General features: G+C 46.9%; 3 protein-coding genes. All 3 read left to right on the forward strand.

What is annotated here, in order from left to right:
- Positions 1-714 (forward strand): amidohydrolase family protein (locus tag HOLDEFILI_RS12160; protein WP_006060024.1); only part of this gene is annotated, 714 nt, incomplete at its 5' end.
- 19 nt (positions 715-733) lie between these two features.
- Complete coding sequence (locus HOLDEFILI_RS12165; RefSeq protein ID WP_006060025.1) at positions 734-1,048, forward strand: PTS sugar transporter subunit IIB; 315 nt, start codon at positions 734-736, stop codon at positions 1,046-1,048.
- A gap of 18 nt (positions 1,049-1,066) precedes the next feature.
- Positions 1,067-2,329, forward strand: a complete 1,263-nt coding sequence (locus HOLDEFILI_RS12170; protein ID WP_006060026.1) for a PTS sugar transporter subunit IIC — start codon at positions 1,067-1,069, stop codon at positions 2,327-2,329.
- The last annotated feature ends 23 nt before the right edge of the window (positions 2,330-2,352 follow it).

Raw genomic sequence — 2,352 nt, forward strand, 5'->3', positions numbered from 1 at the left:
GCGCATAATCATATCGGCGACCGCCGGGGACGCAAGGGACAAACTGCTGAGGAAATTATTGCCAAGATGGATGCTTCGGCTATCGATCAGGCAGTTGTTTTCTCTTATGTGCCGTATCCCAACAACGACTATATCAGTGAGGCCGTTAAGAAATACCCCGACCGGTTAATCGGATTCGCCATTTTGGATCACACGCAGGAGCATCCTGAAAAAGAACTGGAACGTTCAGTTTTGGAACTGGGACTTAAAGGACTTAAGCTGGATACGCCGACACACGGCTTCTCGATCGATGATTTTGCGGTGACCGGGCGCACGCTTGAGATCGCTGATCGTTATCATTTGCCGGTCATCTGTTACTGCGGCGATAATAACTACGTTCATCCTTATAAATTCGTGGAAGCTGCGAAACGATATCCGAATGCCAACTTCATCATGGCCCATGCGGGAATTCTTTTCATGACCAGTCATGCGATTGAAGTCTGTGCTGAAAATTCTAATTGTTATATTGAAATATCCAATATCAACGCCTGCGTTATCAATGATGCGAAAAACAAAGGGGTATTGAGTCAGGTGTTGTTCGGCACGGATACGCCGTTTAACTATTTCGACGTGATGAAAAGCTGTGTGGAGTGCGCGCTTACCGACGAAAAAGAGAAAGCGTTGATTTACCATCAGAATTTTGAAAGGATCATGAGCCAAACCCAGATTCGTTAAAAAAGGAGAGGATAAGCCGATGAAAGCTTTGATTATCTGTCAGTTTGCCATAACAAGCAAAAATATGATCACAAAGGTGATCCAATATGCCAGGGAACACGGCAATGATATTTCCGTTGAATGCGCCTCTGTTTCAGAGATAGCGGAGCTGCCGTTTGAAAACTATCAGGCGGTATTACTGGCGCCGCAGGTCAGAAATTATCTGAAGAACGTCACTGAAAAGTGCGCTCCGCTGCACATTCCAGTCAATTCCATCGACGTGGTCGCCTATGGATTGCAGGATCCGGAAAAAGTTTTAAATCAAATCAAGAAGATGTTAAATCATCCATTATAAGAGAAAAGAGGGGAATTTATGCATCAAGTTATGAACTTCATGGAAGAGAAAATTATGCCGCCGTTATTCAAAATGGCGTCGAATAAATATCTTCTGGCGATCCGCGATGCTTTTACATCAACTTTGGCGATCGTTTTGATCGGAAGCGTCTTCCTGCTGATCTGTTATTTCCCGAATGAAAGCTGGGCTGAATTTATCGGCCCGTATGTCCCGATGCTCAGTGTACCGAATACTCTGACTTTAGGTTTGATCGCGCTGTATATGGCCTTTGCGATCGGTTATGCGCTGGCCAATGCGGTGAACCTGCAGCCTTTGGTCAACGGCGTCGCAACGACGGCAATCTTCTTAATCATGGTTAATCCATTAACGGCCGAGGGAACGATCAGTCTTGCTTATCTTGGTTCGCAGGGGATCTTTTGTGCGATTCTAGCGGGCGTCGTAACCGTGTTTCTGAATTATCAGTTCACGAAACGAGGCATCTTAATCAAAATGCCGGATTCTGTACCGCCGATTATTTCCGCTGCCTTTGAAATGTTAATCTCGCTGGGGATTATTGTCGTGTTGGTCTGGGCTGTGCGCGTTGCCTTTGGCGTCAATATCCCGGGCTTAATGTCCATGTTGATTTCACCGTTGGCGGTCGCAGCGGATTCGCCGTTCGCGGTTGTGACGGAAAGTCTGATATCCCGGACGTTGTGGTTTGCCGGAATTCATGGCGGAAGTATTATCGCGTTCAATGGCGGTGCTTTGTATCCTTTTGCGCTGGCCAATATCGACGCCAATGCCGCGGCGGTGGCGGCGGGTCAGGCAATGCCATATATCATTACGCCTTCGTTCGAAAGCTTCTATCAGGATTCCAGCGTATCCGCGTTTGCGATCTGTCTGATGATGGTGGTAGTCTGCAAGTCTTCCCATTTAAAGCAGATCGGGAAGCTGGCGGCCTTGCCGGCCGTATTCGGCGTTACAGAACCTTTCTGGTTCGGTTTGCCAGTCGTGCTGAATCCGATCATGCTGATTCCATTCTTATTTGCGAATACCTTTAATCTATTGACAACCTGGATTCTGAGTTACTTGAATATCATCGGACGAACCTATGTGACGCTGCATTGGGCGCTGCCGGGATTCTTAGGCTCCTACTTATCGTCCGGCGGCGATCTTCGCAATCTGATCTGGTGGATCGTGCTGCTTGTGTTAAACTGCCTGATCTATTATCCATTTATTAAGATGTATGATAAACAGAAAATGCAGGAAGAAACAGAAGCCCAGATCACAACGCAAGGATAAAAGGGAGAACGATGTCCATGAAT

Source organism: Holdemania filiformis DSM 12042, assembly GCF_000157995.1.
GTDB lineage: Bacteria > Bacillota_I > Bacilli_A > Erysipelotrichales > Erysipelotrichaceae > Holdemania > Holdemania filiformis.

Bases quoted from the DNA above. Each gene is read 5' to 3' on its own strand.
- HOLDEFILI_RS12165 (WP_006060025.1), top strand. From the start codon at position 734: ATGAAAGCTTTGATTATCTGTCAGTTTGCCATAACAAGCAAAAATATG.
- HOLDEFILI_RS12170 (WP_006060026.1), top strand. From the start codon at position 1,067: ATGCATCAAGTTATGAACTTCATGGAAGAGAAAATTATGCCGCCGTTA.